This is a genomic window from Streptomyces sp. NPDC048643 (genome assembly GCF_040650615.1).
GTDB lineage: Bacteria > Actinomycetota > Actinomycetes > Streptomycetales > Streptomycetaceae > Streptomyces.
Genome location: NZ_JBEZHO010000008.1, coordinates 65,325 through 81,896, shown reverse-complemented (window position 1 = coordinate 81,896; position 16,572 = coordinate 65,325). Strand labels below are relative to the sequence as shown.

Annotated in this window: 14 protein-coding genes and 1 riboswitch; of the genes, 5 read left to right on the top strand and 9 right to left on the bottom strand. The window is 70.8% G+C overall.

The features are described from left to right. Positions 1 to 113: 113 nt before the first annotated feature. The 4 genes from groL to thrC all read right to left on the bottom strand — a co-directional run bounded on the left by groL (position 114) and on the right by thrC (position 4,354). On the bottom strand, positions 114 to 1,739 hold the full coding sequence (groL, locus tag AB0C62_RS10720; protein ID WP_081217929.1) for a chaperonin GroEL: 1,626 nt from the start codon (positions 1,737 to 1,739) through the stop codon (positions 114 to 116). Between the two features lie 397 nt (positions 1,740 to 2,136). Next, entirely contained in the window at positions 2,137 to 2,340 is a 204-nt protein-coding gene (locus AB0C62_RS10715; RefSeq protein ID WP_005315736.1) for a cold-shock protein, read from the bottom strand. Between the two features lie 443 nt (positions 2,341 to 2,783). Continuing rightward, complete coding sequence (locus AB0C62_RS10710) at positions 2,784 to 3,059, bottom strand: MoaD/ThiS family protein (RefSeq protein WP_081217930.1); 276 nt, start codon at positions 3,057 to 3,059, stop codon at positions 2,784 to 2,786. Continuing rightward, positions 3,056 to 4,354 carry a threonine synthase gene (gene thrC, locus AB0C62_RS10705; RefSeq protein WP_362971638.1) on the bottom strand — a complete coding sequence of 433 codons (1,299 nt, stop codon included), beginning with the start codon at positions 4,352 to 4,354 and terminating at the stop codon, positions 3,056 to 3,058. Before thrC ends, AB0C62_RS10710 begins: the two co-directional genes overlap by 4 nt. A 17-nt stretch (positions 4,355 to 4,371) precedes the next feature. Continuing rightward, positions 4,372 to 4,529: riboswitch (SAM riboswitch) on the bottom strand. A 205-nt stretch (positions 4,530 to 4,734) separates the two neighbouring features. On the opposite strand from thrC, the gene AB0C62_RS10700 reads away from it, so the two are divergent. Next, positions 4,735 to 5,679: a glucosyl-3-phosphoglycerate synthase gene (locus AB0C62_RS10700; protein ID WP_362971636.1), complete on the top strand. Its 945-nt coding sequence runs from the start codon at positions 4,735 to 4,737 to the stop codon at positions 5,677 to 5,679. Positions 5,680 to 5,756: 77 nt separating this feature from the next. Then, positions 5,757 to 7,208, top strand: coding sequence for a trehalose-6-phosphate synthase (locus tag AB0C62_RS10695; RefSeq protein WP_362971634.1), 1,452 nt, complete (start codon positions 5,757 to 5,759; stop codon positions 7,206 to 7,208). An 89-nt stretch (positions 7,209 to 7,297) separates the two neighbouring features. On the opposite strand, the gene otsB is transcribed toward AB0C62_RS10695, so the two are convergent. From otsB to AB0C62_RS10680, 3 genes are all read right to left on the bottom strand, one after another. Beyond that, the gene (otsB, locus tag AB0C62_RS10690) at positions 7,298 to 8,152 is read right to left on the bottom strand and encodes a trehalose-phosphatase (protein ID WP_362971632.1); all 855 of its coding nucleotides are present in this window, start codon (positions 8,150 to 8,152) and stop codon (positions 7,298 to 7,300) included. 91 nt (positions 8,153 to 8,243) lie between these two features. Next, positions 8,244 to 8,471 carry a DUF3263 domain-containing protein gene (locus AB0C62_RS10685; RefSeq protein WP_081217935.1) on the bottom strand — a complete coding sequence of 76 codons (228 nt, stop codon included), beginning with the start codon at positions 8,469 to 8,471 and terminating at the stop codon, positions 8,244 to 8,246. Between the two features lie 77 nt (positions 8,472 to 8,548). Continuing rightward, positions 8,549 to 9,799, bottom strand: a complete 1,251-nt coding sequence (locus AB0C62_RS10680) for an extracellular solute-binding protein (protein ID WP_362971866.1) — start codon at positions 9,797 to 9,799, stop codon at positions 8,549 to 8,551. Positions 9,800 to 9,964: 165 nt separating this feature from the next. Here AB0C62_RS10680 and AB0C62_RS10675 point away from each other — a divergent pair, with 165 nt between their 5' ends. From AB0C62_RS10675 to AB0C62_RS10665, 3 genes are all read left to right on the top strand, one after another. Further along, positions 9,965 to 10,960 (top strand): ROK family protein, encoded by a 996-nt coding sequence (locus tag AB0C62_RS10675; protein ID WP_362971630.1) that lies wholly within the window; start codon positions 9,965 to 9,967, stop codon positions 10,958 to 10,960. A gap of 7 nt (positions 10,961 to 10,967) precedes the next feature. Beyond that, positions 10,968 to 12,113 (top strand): N-acetylglucosamine-6-phosphate deacetylase, encoded by a 1,146-nt coding sequence (gene nagA, locus AB0C62_RS10670; RefSeq protein ID WP_362971628.1) that lies wholly within the window; start codon positions 10,968 to 10,970, stop codon positions 12,111 to 12,113. Positions 12,114 to 12,258: 145 nt separating this feature from the next. Further along, positions 12,259 to 13,188, top strand: coding sequence for a 1-phosphofructokinase family hexose kinase (locus AB0C62_RS10665; RefSeq protein WP_362971626.1), 930 nt, complete (start codon positions 12,259 to 12,261; stop codon positions 13,186 to 13,188). 62 nt (positions 13,189 to 13,250) lie between these two features. Here the strand turns inward: AB0C62_RS10665 and AB0C62_RS10660 are convergent, their stop codons facing one another. Next, positions 13,251 to 14,228, bottom strand: coding sequence for a carbohydrate-binding protein (locus AB0C62_RS10660; protein WP_362971624.1), 978 nt, complete (start codon positions 14,226 to 14,228; stop codon positions 13,251 to 13,253). A 116-nt stretch (positions 14,229 to 14,344) separates the two neighbouring features. Continuing rightward, positions 14,345 to 16,042, bottom strand: coding sequence for a diguanylate cyclase CdgB (gene cdgB / locus AB0C62_RS10655; protein ID WP_081217941.1), 1,698 nt, complete (start codon positions 16,040 to 16,042; stop codon positions 14,345 to 14,347). Between the last annotated feature and the right edge of the window lie 530 nt (positions 16,043 to 16,572).

The following is a 16,572-nucleotide window of genomic DNA, read 5'->3' as shown; positions in this document are numbered from 1 at the left end:
GCCGCCGCCGTGACGGCCGCGGCGGGAGAGCGGGAACGCCCGAGGGCGGCACCCCCCTTCAGGGGTGCCGCCCTCGGTGTCGTACTGCGACGAACCGCTGATCCGCGAGGGGATCAGAAGTCCATGTCACCGCCCGGCATGCCGCCGCCGGCCGGGGCAGCGCCCGCCTTCTCCGGCTTGTCGGCGATGACGGCCTCGGTGGTGAGGAACAGCGCGGCGATGGAGGCGGCGTTCTGCAGGGCAGAGCGCGTGACCTTCGCCGGGTCGATGATGCCTTCGGCGATCATGTCGACGTACTCACCGGTCGCGGCGTTCAGGCCGTGGCCGACGGGAAGGTTGCGCACCTTCTCGACGATGACGCCACCCTCGAGACCACCGTTGACGGCGATCTGCTTGAGCGGGGCCTCCAGCGCGAGCTTCACGGCGTTGGCGCCGGTCGCCTCGTCACCGGTGAGCTCGAGCTTCTCGAAGACCGAGGAAGCCTGGAGCAGGGCCACGCCACCACCGGCGACGATGCCCTCCTCGACGGCCGCCTTCGCGTTGCGAACGGCGTCCTCGATGCGGTGCTTGCGCTCCTTGAGCTCGACCTCGGTGGCGGCACCGGCCTTGATGACGGCCACGCCGCCGGCCAGCTTCGCCAGACGCTCCTGGAGCTTCTCGCGGTCGTAGTCCGAGTCCGAGTTCTCGATCTCGGCACGGATCTGGTTGACCCGGCCGGCGACCTGGTCGGCGGAGCCGGAGCCGTCGACGATCGTGGTCTCGTCCTTGGTGATGACGACCTTGCGGGCACGGCCCAGCAGGTCCAGACCCGCGTTCTCCAGCTTGAGGCCGACCTCCTCGGAGATGACCTCGCCGCCCGTGAGGATGGCGATGTCGCCGAGCATGGCCTTGCGGCGGTCACCGAAGCCCGGAGCCTTGACGGCGACGGACTTGAAGGTGCCACGGATCTTGTTGACGACCAGGGTCGACAGCGCCTCGCCCTCGACGTCCTCGGCGATGATCAGCAGCGGCTTGCCGCCCTGCATGACCTTCTCGAGGAGCGGGAGCAGGTCCTTGACGTTCGCGATCTTGGAGTTCGCGATCAGGATGTACGGGTCGTCGAGGACGGCCTCCATACGCTCCATGTCGGTGGCGAAGTACGCCGAGATGTAGCCCTTGTCGAAGCGCATACCCTCGGTGAGCTCCAGCTCCAGACCGAAGGTCTGGGACTCCTCGACGGTGATGACGCCTTCCTTGCCGACCTTGTCCATCGCCTCGGCGATGAGCTCGCCGATCTGGGTGTCGGCGGCGGAGATGGAGGCCGTGGAAGCGATCTGCTCCTTGGTCTCGACATCCTTGGCCTGCTCGAGCAGGGCACCGGAGACGGCCTCGACGGCCTTCTCGATACCGCGCTTGAGGGCCATCGGGTTGGCGCCGGCGGCGACGTTGCGCAGGCCCTCGCGGACGAGCGCCTGAGCCAGGACGGTCGCGGTGGTCGTACCGTCACCGGCGACGTCGTCCGTCTTCTTGGCGACTTCCTTGACCAGCTCGGCGCCGATCTTCTCGTACGGGTCCTCGAGCTCGATCTCCTTGGCGATGGAAACACCATCGTTGGTGATCGTGGGCGCGCCCCACTTCTTCTCGAGGACGACGTTACGGCCCTTGGGGCCGAGGGTGACCTTGACGGCGTCGGCGAGCTGGTTCATCCCGCGCTCGAGACCGCGCCGTGCCTCCTCGTCGAACGCGATGATCTTGGCCATGTGAAGTGGTCCTCCCGGACGGGGTGGATTGCTCCGGATCGCGCCGGCGCCCGCGACGGACGGCCTGCATGCCTTGTGGTTCCTTGCCCCACCGGCCTGCGGACCTCGCTGGCCCGATCCAAGTTCTGTCACTCTCACTGGGAGAGTGCTAACGCCAATGATTAGCACTCGACCCCGCCGAGTGCAAGGTGCGCTCGCGAAGCGAGCTCGTTGAGGGGTGGCGGTCGGGCGACGGGCGGGGGCAAGTGCCTCCCGCAAAACCGGCCCCTGCGCGAAGCCTTCGGCAGGCGCGCGCCCGCGCGCCCGCGCGCGTGGGAGAAGACGCACGAGGGGCCCGCATCCCTGGTGGGATGCGAGCCCCTCGGCGTGAGTTGCGTCGGTGGTCGTTCGCGCCCGATCAGACGGCGAGTTTGACCATGTCCGCCTGCGGACCCTTCTGGCCCTGCGAGATCTCGAACTCCACTCGCTGACCCTCTTCGAGGGTGCGGTAGCCGTCCATCTGAATCGCGCTGTAGTGCACGAAGACGTCCGCACCACCGTCGACCGCGATGAAGCCGTACCCCTTCTCCGCGTTGAACCACTTGACGGTGCCCTGAGCCATGCCTAACTCCCCTATTACTGGCCCTTGCACAGACCCGCACTTCGCGGATCCGGGTCAGACCTCCACCCCCCAACGGGTTGGGGGTGTGCGCCGGAACGCGTCGACCGCGGCTGAATGTATCTGTCCAACTGCCGTCTGCAACAGGTCAATCGGACGAGAATTCTGGGCACGACTGATCGCCGGAATGCGGAGAATTCGAGGAGATCCAGGGCAAGTCGGGCCCCGTAAATGCCATAAACGGCTCAAAAAGGCCGGGCACTTTGGCTACTTCTTGTCGGCTGCCGGGGAAGGACTCATATGCGTCCGGCATGAAACCAACATCCAGAACGGGGCGACTTCCCCAACCCTACCCCGCTCAACCCTACAGAATTGCCCCCTCCGCTTCTCTCACGGAGGGGGCAATTCGATGAACTCTTCGTGTTCGGTATTACCGAGGGTAACGATCAGCCTCCGGCGACGGCCGGAATGATCGAGACGCCCACACCGTCCGGGGTCGCCGTTTCCAGGCCCTGCTCGAAGCGCACGTCGTCGTCGTTCACGTACACGTTGACGAAGCGGCGCAGCTTGCCCTGGTCGTCCAGGACGCGCGCGCTGATGCCCGTGTGGTTCTTCTCCAGGTCGGCGATGACCTCGGCGAGGGTCGTGCCCTCGGCCGTCACCTCGGCGGCACCCCCGGTGTAGGTGCGCAGGATGGTGGGGATGCGGACATTGACGCTCATGATGCGAGGCCAGCCTCTCGGAAGGAGTCGAGGTTCGGGCGGATGGTCGCGGTCAGCCCGGTGTCCGAGGCCACCGCGTCCAGAGTCTTCAGGCCGTCGCCGGTGTTGAGGACGACGGTGGTCAGGGACGGGTCGAGCAGACCGTTCTCGATCAGCTTGCGGGTGACGCCGACGGTCACCCCGCCCGCGGTCTCCGCGAAGATGCCCTCGGTGCGCGCGAGCAGCTTGATCGCGTCGACGATCTGCGCGTCGTTCACGTCCTCCACGGCACCGCCGGTGCGCCGCGCGATGTCGAGCACGTAGGGCCCGTCGGCGGGGTTGCCGATGGCGAGCGACTTGGCGATGGTGTCCGGCTTCTGCGGCCGGACCACGTCGTGGCCGGCCTTGTAGGCGACGGAGACGGGCGAGCAGCCCTCGGCCTGCGCGCCGAAGATCTTGTAGGGCCTGTCCTCGACGAGTCCGAGCTTGATCAGCTCCTGGAGGCCCTTGTCGATCTTCGTAAGCTGGGAGCCGGAGGCGATCGGCACGACCAGCTGGTCCGGGAGCTTCCAGCCGAGCTGCTCGCAGATCTCGTACGCCAGCGTCTTGGAGCCCTCGGCGTAGTACGGGCGGAGGTTGACGTTGACGAAGCCCCAGCCCTCGCCGGCCGGGTCGCCGATCAGCTCGGAGCAGAAGCGGTTCACGTCGTCGTAGTTGCCCTGGATGCCGACCAGTTCGCCGCCGTAGACCGCGGCCATGACGACCTTGCCCTGCTCCAGGTCGTGCGGGATGAACACGCAGGAGCGGAAGCCGGCGCGGGCCGCCGCGGCGCCGACGGCGCCGGCGAGGTTGCCCGTGGACGAGCAGGAGAGGGTGGTGAAGCCGAAGACGCGGGCCGCTTCGATGGCCTGGGCGACGACGCGGTCCTTGAAGGAGTGCGTGGGGTTGCCGGAGTCGTCCTTGACGAAGAGCTTGCCGGCGTCGACGCCGAGCTCGCGGGCCAGGTTGTCGGCCTGCACGAGCTTGGTCCAGCCCGGGTTGATGTTCGGCTTGTCCGCCACGTCCGCGGGGACGGGCAGCAGCGGCGCGTAGCGCCAGATGTTCGCGGGTCCCGCTTCGATGCGCTTGCGGAGTTCCTCGGTTTCGTAGGCCGAGAAGTCGTACGCGATCTCCAGCGGGCCGAAACACTCCTCGCAGGCGAAGACCGGACCGAGGGGGACGCGGTGTCCGCACTCGCGGCAGGAAAGCGCCGCGGCCGGGCCGAGATCGACCGCTTCTGCGGAGTTCGTGGTGCTTGCAACTGTCTGCGCAGCCATGGAGGCGAGGCCCTTTCTCCTCATCTTCCTCACGACGCACTTCGCCGTGAGACGGATTTGGCACCTTCCCTAGCCGGGAGCCTCGCGACGCGATCGTCTGGCGATCGGTACGAGACCGGCTGGAGGGTTGCCGGGGCTTCAACGGGCCGTATCCCTCTGCCCCTCTGGATGAGCGGTATTCGATTGTTGAACTGTTGAGCATATTACGCGCCGATGATCCAGGACATGCGATGGTCATCAGCGTTGTTCAAGACTGTAACCGAAGGCCAGGACAGTTGAAGCAGTCGTCCGAACCGCGAGACGACGGCAAGCGATCAGCCGCTGGCCGCAGCGGGCACGCTGATGAGAGCGTGTGATCAGACAGTGAGGAGCCGCAGACCGTGCTGAATGACGTCGAACGCTGGCTGAGCACACGCTCCTGGTCCCTGACCGACCGGCCGCTCCACAAGATCATGGCCGCGAAACGCACCTCCGGATCGACGGTCAGCGTCGTGCTGCCCGCGCTCAACGAGGAGGAGACGGTCGGCGAGATCGTCTCGATCATCCGCCACGACCTGATGCAGCAGGTGCCCCTCGTCGACGAGATCGTCGTCGTGGACTCGGGCTCCACGGACCGCACCTCCGCGGTCGCCGCCGCCGCGGGCGCGAGAGTCGTGCACCGCGACGACATCCTTCCCCGGATGCCGGCCGTGCCCGGCAAGGGTGAGGTGCTGTGGCGGTCGCTGCTCGTGACGAGCGGGGACATCGTCTGTTTCATCGACGCGGACCTCAAGGAGTTCTCGTCCGACTTCGTCACCGGGATCGTGGGCCCCCTGCTCACCGACCCCGGCGTCGACCTGGTCAAGGCCATGTACGACCGCCCGCTGGGCGGCGCGGCAGGACAGGGCGGCCGGGTCACCGAGCTGATGGCCCGCCCCCTGCTCAACATGCACTGGCCGCAGCTCGCGGGCTTCGTGCAGCCGCTCGGCGGGGAGTACGCCGCCCGGCGCTCGCTGCTCGAACAGCTGCCGTTCCCCGTCGGGTACGGCGTCGAACTGGGCATGCTCGTGGACGCCCTGCACCTGGTGGGCCTGGACGCCCTCGCCCAGGTCGACGTGGGGGTGCGCAAGCACCGCCATCAGGACGGCCAGGCCCTGGGCCGCATGGCCGCCGCGATCTACCGCACCGCCCAGTTGCGGCTGGCCCGCGGCCACCTGATCCGCCCCGCGATCACCCAGTTCGAGCGCACCCGGGACGGTTTCGAGCCGCGCACGTACTCGGTGGACACGGAGGAAAGGCCCCCCATGTCCGAAATCGCCGAGTACCAGCAGCGCAAAGCCGCTTGAGCGAGCCCGTCGGCCGGCGATCGCATACGGCCGACGGGAACGTTTGAGCGTTTCCAGACGGGGCTAGGTTTCGAGGCATGGCTTCCACGCACGGTGCCCACGGCATCCTCGTCGCGTCCAACCGCGGCCCGATCACCTACCAGCCCCAGGACGACGGCTCCCTGCAGGCCAAACGCGGCGGCGGCGGGCTCGTCTCCGGGCTGTCGGCGATCGGGCCGGACGCCGACGCCCTGTGGGTCTGCGCGGCCCTCGGCGACGGCGACCGGGAGGCCGTGCGCCGCGGGGTCGGCGAGGACGGCGTGCGGATGCTGGACATCGACGCCGAGGTGCACGCCGACGCGTACAACGGCATCGCCAACTCCGTGCTGTGGTTCGTCCACCACATGCTGTACCAGACCCCGCTGGAGCCGGTCTTCGACGCGGAGTTCCGGCGCCAGTGGGACGCCTACCGCGCCTACAACCAGGCCTTCGCCGAGGCGCTGGCCGAGGAGGCCGCCGAGGGCGCCTCGGTGCTGGTCCAGGACTACCACCTGTGTCTGGTGCCGGGACTGCTCCGCAAGCTGCGCCCCGACCTGCGCATCGGCCACTTCTCCCACACCCCGTGGGCACCCGTGGACTACTTCCGGATGCTGCCCGACGACATCCGCGCGGAGCTGCTGGACGGCATGCTCGGCGCGGACCGGCTGGCGTTCCTGACCTGGCGCTGGGCGACGGCCTTCCTGGACTGCGCGGCGGAGATCGACCCCGGGCGCTACCGGGTGACGCCGGCCTCGGAGGCGTCCCGGGCGGTCGAGCACCTGGACGGCGCCCCGCCCCGCCGGACCCTCGTCGGCGTGCACGGCCTCGGCGCGGACGCCGAGTTCCTGCGCGCCCGCTCGCACGAGGACGACGTCGAGGAGCGGATCGTCGCGCTGCGTGAGGAGATCGGCGAGGGCCGCCGGACGATCGTGCGCGTCGACCGGACCGAGCTGTCGAAGAACATCGTGCGCGGCATGCTGGCCTACCGGCAGCTGCTCGACGACCACCCGGAGTGGCGCGAGCGGGTCGTGCACGTGGCGTTCGCCTACCCCTCGCGCCAGGACCTCGCGATCTACCGGGACTACACGGCCGAGGTGCAGCGCGTCGCCGACGAGATCAACTCCAGCTACGGGACGCCCGGTTGGACCCCGGTCGTGCTGCACGTCAAGGACGACTTCGCGCGCTCGCTCGCCGCGTACCGGCTGGCGGACGTCGCCCTGGTGAACCCCATCAGGGACGGTATGAACCTCGTCGCCAAGGAGGTCCCGGTCGTCTCGGACGAAGGCTGCGTCCTGGTCCTGTCGCGGGAGGCGGGGGCGTACGAGGAGCTGGGCGAGGACGCCGTCTCGGTGAACCCGTACGACATCATCGGCACCGCGCGGGCCCTGCACGAGGCGCTGACCATGCAGCCGGGCGAACGGGCCGAGCGGACCAAGCGGCTGGCCGCCGCGGCCACCGCGCTGCCGCCGGCCCAGTGGTTCCTGGACCAGCTGCACGCGCTGGAGGGCTGACCCGGCGGCCGGTCGTCCACCGGCCACCGTCCAACAAGGCCGTTGTTGCAGCCGGGTCGTCGTGGCCCGGCGGACAACGGCCCTCGTTCTCAGGCCAGTCGGTCGGCGAGTGCGGCGAGCAGCCGGACGACTCCGGCCGGGCCGTCGACCACCAGGTCGGCGCGCTCGGCGAGTTCGCCGACCTCGGGGGTGCCGCTGCACACCAGGAGCCCGGGAACGCCGTCGGATCGGAGCTTGTCGACGGCGGCGAACGCGGGCAGGTCGCCCAGGTCGTCACCGGCGTACAGGACGGCCTCGGCGCCGGTCTCCCGGATGTAGTCGAGGAGCGCGACGCCCTTGTCCATGCCCGGCGGGCGCAGCTCCAGGACCATCCGGCCGGGTTCGACGATCAGTCCGTGCCGGGCGGCGAGGTCGGCGAGCGGTTCGCGGAGCGCCTCGAAGGCGGCCTGCGGGTCCTCGGCGCGCCGCGTGTGCACGGCGAGCGCGCGGCCCTTCTCCTCGATCCAGGTGCCCTGCCAGGCGCCGATCTTGTCCAGGAAGCCCGGCAGTTCGGCGCGGACGGCGGCGACGCCGGGGTGCGGGGCGGGGGCGGTGACGTCGCCGCTGACGGCGTCCCAGCGTTCGGCGCCGTAGTGGCCGAGGACGACGAGGTGCTCCAGGCCGGGGACGCCCGCGAAGCCGCCGTGCCGGACGGCGACGCCGGGCGGACGGCCGGTGATGACGGCGACGGAGGCGACCTTCGGGGCCAGTGCCGCGAGGGCGGGGACCGCGTCGGGGTGCGCGCGGGCCCGGTCGGGGTCGGCGACGATGGGGGCGAGGGTCCCGTCGAAGTCGAGCGCGACGACCGTCCGGGTGGGGCGGGAGAGGATCGCTTCCAGGCCGTCACGCCCGGCGGGGGTCACCGGGGTCGGCAAGGGGTCCTTGGATTCGGGGTGGCTGCCCATGGGGCGACCCTATCCGGGTACGGGCGGGCGCACCCCCGGCTCATGGCCGAGCGGGGGACCGTGCGGCCGGAATGCGCCGGGACCCGGCCGGTCAGCGCTCCGAGCGGCGGGCCTCCCGCACCCGGCGCAGCCGGTTCACCGTCACCGGGTCGTGCGCGAGGGCCCTCGGGTCGTCCAGCAGGGCGTTGAGCAGCTGGTAGTAGCGGACCGGGGCCAGGCCCAGCTGTTCCCGTATCGCGCGCTCCTTGGCGCCGGGGCCGGCGAAGCCACGGCGCTCCAGGGCGAGGACGCGCTGTTCCCGCGCCGGCAGCTCTTCCATGGACAGCACGGTAACCCCCACCACCGACAGCGACCCTGCCGCTGCCCCTGCCCCTGCCCCTGCCCCTGCCCGGAGGGCTAGCCGGCGTTGCTGTCCGCCATGGTCGCGCTGGTCTGGAGCGAGCCGAGCACGTCGGCCGGGTCGCCGTCCGGGCTGACGGCCTTGGCGATGCCGCTCTTCACGTCGGCGCTGACACCGGCCCAGGAGGTCTTGTCGACCGGGTAGAGCTGGGAGGAGGGGAGCTGGGCGAGGAAGGGCTCCAGGTCCTTGTCGTTCTTGTCGACGGCCATGGCCTCGGACGCGGACGCGGTGACGGGCAGCAGGTCGTACTTGTGGGAGAAGGCCAGGACGTTCTTGTCCTGGTAGACGAAGTCGAGGAAGTCGCCGACCTGCTCGGCGTTGCCGTTCTTCTTGAAGGCCATCATCCAGTCGGCGACACCCATGGTCGCCTTCGCCTTGCCGTCGACGCCGGGCATCGGCACCATGCCGAACTTCACGCCCTTGCTCGCGGCCTGCTTCATCAGGGTGGGGTGTCCGACGAGCATGCCGACCTCACCGCGGGTGAACGCGGAGAAGGCGGCCGCACGGTTCAGCTTGGCAGGTGCGACGGGTCCGGTGAGCCCCTTGGCGACCAGTTCGTCCTTGATCCAGGAGAACGTGTGGACGTTCTGCACGGAATCTATGGAGTACGTGCCGACGTCGTCCGTGTAGCCGGTGCTGCCGCCGCTCAGCAGCCACTGCATCGTCTCCGCCTGGGCCTCCTCGGGACCGAGCGGCAGCGCGTAGGGGAACTTCACGCCCTTCGCCTTGAGTGCCCTGGCGTCGGCCGCGAGCTCGCTCCAGGTCGTGGGCGGGGTGATGCCGGCCTCGGAGAACAGCGTCTTGTTGAAGAAGAGCAGCCGCGTGGACGAGGCGAACGGCAGCCCGTACTGCGTCTGGTCGATCTGTCCCGCGTCGGCGAGCTGGGAGACGAAGTTGGCCTGCACGGGTATGGAGAGCAGGTCGTCGGCCTTGTAGAGCTGGCCTTTCGCCGCGTAGTCGGCGTACGCGCCGATCTGCGCCATGTCGGGCGCGCGGCCCGCCGCGACCATCTCCTTGACCTTGCGGTCGACGTCGGTCCAGGGGTAGACGCTGACCTCGACCCTGGTCCCCGGGTGGGCGGACTCGTAGGCCTTCGCCAGGCCGTCCCAGTACGTCCGCGAGGTGCTGGCCTTCGAGTCGCCGTAGTCCGCGGCCACGAGCCTGAGCGTCACGTCCGAGGAATCCTCCGAGCCGCCGCACCCCGCGAGGGTCGCCGCCATGCCCAGGGCCGAGACCGCCGCCGTCATTCCCGTCATACGCCGCTGCACCGCTTGCTCTCCCCAACCCCTGAGCCGTATCGGCTGCTTCATTTGCTTCTGCGTCCGTTGCATCCGTCTCGGAATGCGGATCCAAGGTCTACACCACGCGAGTGGACTAGACCTCTCCTGGGGTAAGGGGCGACACTGTCCCCCGTGAGACATGTCATCGCCCTCGATGTGGGCGGCACCGGGATGAAGGCGGCCCTCGTCGGGGTCGACCCCGAACCCGCCGCCGACCGCCCCGACGCGCCGCCGCCGCAGGCCCCCGAGCACCCCGTCCTGCTGCACCAGGCCCGCCGGGCCACCGGCCGCGAGCGCGGGCCCGAGGCCGTCGTCGACGACATCCTCGACTTCGCCGCCGAGCTGCGCGCCCACGGCGAGAAGCACTTCGGGCAGAGCGCCCTGGCCGCCGGCGTCGCCGTGCCCGGCATCGTGGACGCCGAACACGGCATCGCCGTCTACGCCGCCAACCTCGGCTGGCGCGACGTGCCGCTGCGCCGACTGCTCGGCGAACGGCTCGGCGGTGTGCCCGTCGCCCTCGGGCACGACGTGCGCACCGGCGGTCTCGCGGAGGGCCGGATCGGTGCCGGGCGGGGAGCGGACCGCTTCCTCTTCGTGCCGCTGGGCACCGGCATAGCGGGCGCCATCGGCATCAACGGCAGCGTCGAGGAGGGCGCGCACGGCTTCGCCGGGGAGATCGGCCACATCGTGGTACGGCCCGGCGGGACCGCGTGCCCCTGCGGGCAGTACGGCTGTCTGGAACGGTTCGCCTCGGCGGCGGCCGTCAGCCAGGCCTGGGCCGAGGCGTCCGGCGACCCGGACGCGGACGCGGCGGACTGCGCCAAGGCCGTCGAGTCGGGCGACCCGCGGGCGCGGGCCGTGTGGCAGGACGCCGTCGACGCCCTCGCCGACGGGCTGGTCACCGCGCTCACCCTCCTGGACCCGCGCACGCTGATCATCGGTGGCGGGCTCGCGGAGGCCGGGGAAACCTTGTTCACACCGCTGCGGGCCGCGGTCGAACGCCGCGTCACCTTCCAGAAGCTGCCGTCCATCGTCCCCGCCGCCCTCGGGGACACGGCCGGATGCCTCGGTGCCGGGCTCCTCGCCCGGGACCTCCTGAACACCACTTCAACGACTCCCCGGAGGTAACCACCTGATGGCTCCTAGCAAGGTTCTCGCCGGTGCCCGGGTGGTCCTGCCCACCGGGACCGTGCCCGAAGGCCGCGTCATCGTCGACGGTGCGCGCATCAGCGGGAGCGCTCCCGCGGACGCGGACGTCGTCGACCTGTCCGGCCACTGGCTGGTCCCCGGCTTCGTCGACATCCACAACCACGGCGGTGGCGGCGCGTCCTTCACCTCGGGCACGGTCGAGGACGTCCTGAAGGGCATCCACACCCACCGTCTGCACGGCACCACCACCGTCGTCGCCTCCACCGTCACCGGAGACATGGACGGCCTCGCCCAGCGCGCCGGACTGCTCTCCGAGCTGGCCGAGCAGGGCGACCTCGCGGGCATCCACTTCGAGGGTCCGTTCATCTCGCCGTGCCGCAAGGGCGCGCACTCCGAGGAACTGCTGCGCGACCCGGACCCCGCCGACGTCCGCAAGCTGATCGACGCGGCCCGCGGCCACGCCAGGATGGTCACCCTCGCCACCGAACTGCCGGGCGGCCTCGACTCCGTGCGGCTGCTCGCCGAGCACGGCGTGATCGCGGCGATCGGCCACACCGACGCGACGTACGAGCAGACGCAGGCGGCCATCGACGCGGGGGCGACCGTGGCGACCCACCTGTTCAACGCGATGCCGCCGCTCGGGCACCGCGCGCCGGGCCCGATCGCCGCCCTCCTGGAGGACGAGCGGGTCACCGTCGAGCTGATCAACGACGGCACCCACCTGCACCCCGCCTCGCTGGAGCTGGCGTTCCATCACGCGGGCGCCGACCGGGTCGCGTTCATCACCGACGCGATGGACGCGGCCGGCTTCGGGGACGGGCGCTACATGCTCGGCCCGCTGGAGGTCGAGGTCGCGGACGGCGTCGCCCGGCTGGTGGAGGGCGGTTCGATCGCGGGCTCCACGCTCACCCTCGACCGCGCCTTCCAGCGCGCGGTCACCGTCGACCGGCTGCCGGTCGACGACGTCGTGGAGGCCATCTCGGCCAACCCGGCCCGCCTGCTGGGCCTGTACGACCGCAAGGGGTCCCTGGAACCCGGCAAGGACGCGGACCTCGTGGTGCTCGATGCGGACTTCGCGCTCAAGGGCGTGATGCGCGGCGGCGCGTGGGTGGTCGATCCCCAACTGGGGTGATTCGCCCCTTTGTTGTGGCACGGCGGTCGACCCGGGGGACTGGGCCGACCGCCGTTGTGTTTGGCATGATCGTGCCTCCGGAACCACCGGCGGGCGCCCAGCCGACGCGCCCTGGTCACACCACTCTCGGGGGAGGTCGTCGCAGGTGATCCTCACGGTCACGCTGAACACCGCTCTCGACATCACCTACCGGGTGCGGTCCCTGCGCCCGCACGCCTCGCACCGGGTGAGCGAGGTGACCGAACGCCCGGGCGGCAAGGGCCTGAACGTCGGCCGCGTGCTCGCCGCGCTCGGCCACGAGGTGACGGTCACCGGGTTCACGGGCGGCGCGACCGGCCGCACCGTGCGCGAACGGCTCGCCGGCACCCCTCGCGTCGAGGACGCGCTCGTCCCGGTCGCCGGACCGACGCGCCGCACGATAGCCGTGGTCGACGCCACGACCGGTGACACCACTCAACTCAACGAGCCGGGACCGGAGATCACCCCCGCCGAGTGGGCGGCCCTCCAGGAGACGTACGAGCGACTGCTGCGCTCGGCCTCCGCGGTGGCCCTGTGCGGCAGCCTGCCGCCCGGCGTCCCGGTCGGCGCCTACGCCCAACTCGTCCGCGCCGCACGCGCCCTGGCCGTCCCGGTGCTCCTCGACACCAGCGGCGAGCCGTTGCGGCGGGGGGTCGCCGCGCGGCCCGACATCGTCAAGCCGAACGCCGACGAACTCGCCGAACTCACGGGCTCCCACGAGCCGTTGCAGGCCGCCCGCAACGCCCGCAGGCGCGGCGCGCACGCGGTGGTCGCCTCCCTCGGCCCGGAGGGGCTGCTGGCCCACACACCGGACGGCCACTGGCGCGCCAGGCCGCCCGTGCGCGCCCACGGCAACCCGACCGGCGCGGGCGACTCGGCGGTCGCGGGCCTGCTGTCGGGTCTGGTCGAGAACCTGCCCTGGCCGGACCGGCTGGCCCGCGCGGTCGCCCTGTCGGCGGCGACGGTCGCGGCGCCGACGGCGGGCGAGTTCGACCGCCCGCTGTACGAGAGCCTGCTGGACAAGGTCACGGTCACGACAGAGGCCGCGGCGGCGTAGCCGCGCGGCCCCTCCTGCGGCCCAGGGGCCAGTGCTCGCGACCCGGGTGTCCGGGCCGGAACCTAGTCCTTGACCTGGCCCTTCTTCAGCGAGAGCTGGTCGAGCAGCACGTTGCAGCTGTCGCCGTCCCCGCAGGAGAGGGTGATCGTGTTGGTGCCCTTGTTGAGGCTGGGCCAGGCGTACGTCTTCGTCCAGCCCTTGGCGAAGTCGCCGTCGGCGGCGTCCGCGTAGTTCTTCATGCTCAGCTTGGAGCCGAAGGTCTTGCCGTTGACGGTGAGCGTCATCGACTGGTCGGCGCCGGGCACGCTGTAGCGCGCGAAGAGGGTGTAGACGCCGTCGCTGGGGACGCCGTCGACCGTCCAGGTGACCGAGGAGCCCGGGTTGTTCAGGCCGGCCACGTAGACCCCGCCGTCGGACTGGGCGCCCTTGACGTCGGAGGCGGTGCTCACGCCGGTGCCGAGGTTCAGCGCCTTCGCGTCGATCTCCTTCGGCTTCATGGCGTTGCCGCCCGGCGCCTTGGACGCCGACTGGCTCGGAGAGGCGCTCTGCGAGGCCGTGGGGGTCGGGCCTGCGGCGTCGTTCTTGTCGTCGTCCCCGCCGCCGAGCATGGCGACGCCGATGCCGATCACGACGGCGGCGACCACCGCGATCGCGCCGATGAGGAGGCCCTTGGTGTTCGGGCCGCCCCCGCGTCCGCCGCCGTCACCGTGGCCGGGCATGGGCGAGCGCGTCGTGACGGGTCCGCCCGGAACGGTCTCGGGGGCCGCGTAGTGCGCGTTCGGCTGGTTGTAGCCCTGCTGCTGCGGCACCTGGCCGTACGGGGCGGTGGGGGCGTTCTGGCCGTAGGCGCCCTGGGCGGTCTGCTGCTGGCCGTACTGGCGCTCGCCGACGGCCCGCACCCGGTTGACCGAACCGGGGTAGCCGTAGCCACCACCTCCTCCGGACGGCGGGGTGGCTCCGTTGGCCTGACCGTCGGCGTACAGATAGCCGAACGGGTCGTCGTCCTCGGGCGTGCTCGCGCCGTTGTTGCCGGGCGTCATCCCTTGGTCTCCTCAGCGGGTGCGGTTCAGATGCGGTACGTGAATGAATGGCGAGCCTACCCGCTCCCACTGGGCCAAACGGGGGGCCTTCACCACACCGACTCACTGACCTGGGCTTATCCCGCGCGCCTGTGTTGTTTCGGACGTGATCGTTTCTCGACGTACATCCGCTCGTCAGCGGATTTCAACACCTCGTCCGCCGTCATGCCGCAGTGTGCCCACCCGATGCCGAAGCTGGCGCCGACCCGCACGGCCCGTCCGTCGACCCTGATGGGCGGGATGATCGCGTTCCGCAGCCGGACCGCGAGGTCCTGGGCGTCCGCCCGGCCGAGACCGTCGGCGAGCACCACGAACTCGTCGCCGCCGAGCCGGGCCACCGTGTCGCCGTCGCGGACGCCGTGGGTCAGCCGGCGTGCGACCTCGATGAGCACCTCGTCACCCGCGTTGTGCCCGAACCGGTCGTTGATCGACTTGAAGCCGTCGAGGTCGCAGAAGAGCACCGCGAGGCCCTTGGTGCCGTCGTCCGTCTCCCCCTCGGGGGCGATGGTGTGCACGTGGTGGTCGAAGGCGTCGAAGGCCTCGGAGGCGGACCGGAAGTCGAAACCGTGCCCGTTCCCGTCGAAGGCGGGGTGGCCGTCGTGGGCGGCGCCCGGCAGTTCCGCGAAGTCCCCGTGCCCGTAGGCCGCGTCCAGCGAGGCGACCGCGCCGGGCGGCAGGGACTGCGGGCGCGCGCAGAGGCGCGAGCTGAGCCGGGAGCGCAGTTCGGCGGAGTTGGGCAGGCCGGTCAGCGCGTCGTGCGAGGCGCGGTGCGCGAGCTGGAGCTCCCGGCGCTTGCGCTCCTCTATGTCCTCGACGTGGGTGAGCAGGAAGCGCGGGCCGTCGGCGGCGTCCGCGACGACGGAGTTGCGCAGGTGGACCCAGACGTAGGTGCCGTCGCGGCGCCCGAGCCGCAGCTCGGCCCGGCCGCCCTCGGCGGAGGTGCGCAGCAGGGTGCCGATGTCCTCGGGGTGCACGAGGTCGGAGAAGGAGTAGCGGCGCATCGCGGAGGCGGGCCGTCCGAGCAGCCGGCACAGGGCGTCGTTGGTGCGCAGGATGCGGCCGTGCTGGTCTCCGCCCATCTCGGCGATCGCCATGCCGGAGGGCGCGTACTCGAAGGCCTGCCGGAAGGACTCCTCGCTGGCGCGCAGGGCCTGCTGCTCGCGCTCCAGGCGGACCAGGGCGCGCTGCATGTTGGCGCGCAGCCGCGCGTTGCTGATCGCGATGGCGGCCTGGAAGGCGTACATCTGGAGGGCCTCGCGGCCCCAGGCGCCGGGCCGCCGGCCGTTGCGCGGCCGGTCCACGGACAGGACGCCGATCAGCTCGCCGTGGCCGCCGGAGACGCTCGGGGTGTACATCGGCGCGAAGAGGCGGTCGGAGGGGTGCCACTCGTCCTCGAAGCGGGGCGCGGGACCGTCCGTGTACCACTGGGGCACGTCGTCCTCGTCGAGGACCCAGCCCTCGGTGTGCGGTATGAACCGCAGGTCGCCCCAGCCCTCGCCCATGGTGAGCCGGCGCTCCCAGGAGGTGCGGGAGCCGACGCGGCCGGTGATGAGGGCCTCGGCCGCGGAGTTGCCCGCCAGGGCGGCGACGACGAGGTCGCCGTCGGGGCGTACGAGGTTGACGCAGGCCAGCTCGTAGCCGAGCCCGGTGACCACGCCGTCGGCGACGGTCTGCAGCGTGTCGGCCAGGCTGCGGGCGGTGTTCATGTCCGCCATCACCTGGTGCAGCTGCCGCAGGGTCGCAAGACGGACGTAGGGCTCCGACTCGGTCTCCATTCGCCCTCCCCTCGAGACCTCGCAGCAACTCCAGGGTTCTCTCGGCGTACCCAGGTGCTCTTCGGTGCTCTGCTGACTACGGCCTTGGCGACCGGGCGGTGCCCGCCGTGAAGACCCTCACGGCGTACTGCTTGGTAGCTTCCTGCATGGCGTCCCCGCCACTGAATCACAGCGCGCTCCCCACCCGGTACACAGGGTCAACAAAATATGGCTCCTGTGACTCAAGTCACAGCGGAACATGAGCAATTGAGTGGAGTTTCTGCATTTCAGCGCCCGTTTATCGACCGCATTGTCGGTCTGGTGTGCAGACCCTGTGCACGCTTGTGCCCGCTGGATGAACAGGCCTGAGCGTACGGCTTCCGGGGCCCCGATTCCCCTCGCATGTCCCCTCCCCTCCGCCCCCGGACCTAGGTCCCGGTTCGGGCCGAGGTCCGATGCGCGGTCCCAGGTGCGGAGACTAGCGTTTCGGCGTGCTCACGACTCCCCCTGCCGCTCCGCCCACCCCACCCGTGCATGCTGAGGGGGTGAGC